We start from the raw sequence: 818 nt of genomic DNA, 5'->3' as shown, positions 1-818 counted from the left end.
GCGCGCAGACCCTCACCGTCACCAACGGCTCCACCACCTTCGCCGGCGCCATCGGCGATGGCGGTGGCCTGACCGTCTCCGGCGGCACCCAGGCGCTGAGCGGGACCAACACATATACCGGTGCCACCGGCATCGGCGCCGGCGCCACCCTGGCGCTGACCGGCACCGGCAGCATCGCGGCCTCCTCCGGCGTCGCGGCGAATGGCAGCTTCGATCTCAGCGCCACCACGGCGGGGGCCGCCATCACGACGCTCTCCGGCAGCGGCGCGGTGGCGCTGGGCGACCAGCGGCTGAGCATCAGCAACGGCTCCACCAGCTTCGATGGCGCCATCGGCGGCACGGGCGGGGTGACCGTCGCCGGCGGCACCCAGACGCTGAGCGGCACCAATACCTATACCGGCACCACCAATATCGATGCCGGCGCCACCCTGGCGCTGACCGGCACCGGCAGCATCGCCACTTCCACCGAGGTGGCGAACAACGGCACCTTCCGCATCGCCGACACCAGCGCCGGCGCCAGTATCACCACCCTCTCCGGCAACGGCCAGGTGGAGCTGGGCGCGCAGACGCTGAGCCTTTCCAACGCCTCCACCAGCTTCGACGGCATCATCTCCGGCGCGGGCGGGCTGGCGGTCGCCGGCGGCATCCAGACCCTGACCGGCATCCAAACCTATACCGGCGCCACCAGCATCGATGCCGGCGCCAGCCTGGTGCTGACCGGTACGGGCAGCCTCGCCGCCTCCTCCGGGGTCGCCGCCGACGGCACCTTCCGCATCGCGGAAACCGCCAGCGGCGCCAGCATCGCCACCCTTTCCGGC

1 protein-coding gene is annotated in these 818 nt (G+C 72.1%); it reads left to right on the top strand.

Going from position 1 to position 818, the window contains the following annotated elements; translation table 11 throughout:
* A partial coding sequence (locus tag NJ376_RS27945) for an autotransporter-associated beta strand repeat-containing protein (RefSeq protein ID WP_408906684.1) occupies window positions 1-818 on the top strand: 818 nt, incomplete at both ends.

This window comes from Siccirubricoccus soli (assembly GCF_024178315.1).
In the GTDB taxonomy this organism is placed as follows: Bacteria; Pseudomonadota; Alphaproteobacteria; order Acetobacterales; family Acetobacteraceae; genus Siccirubricoccus; species Siccirubricoccus soli.
Note: the sequence above shows the minus strand (reverse complement) of the source record. Positions and strands in the feature narration are given on the sequence as shown.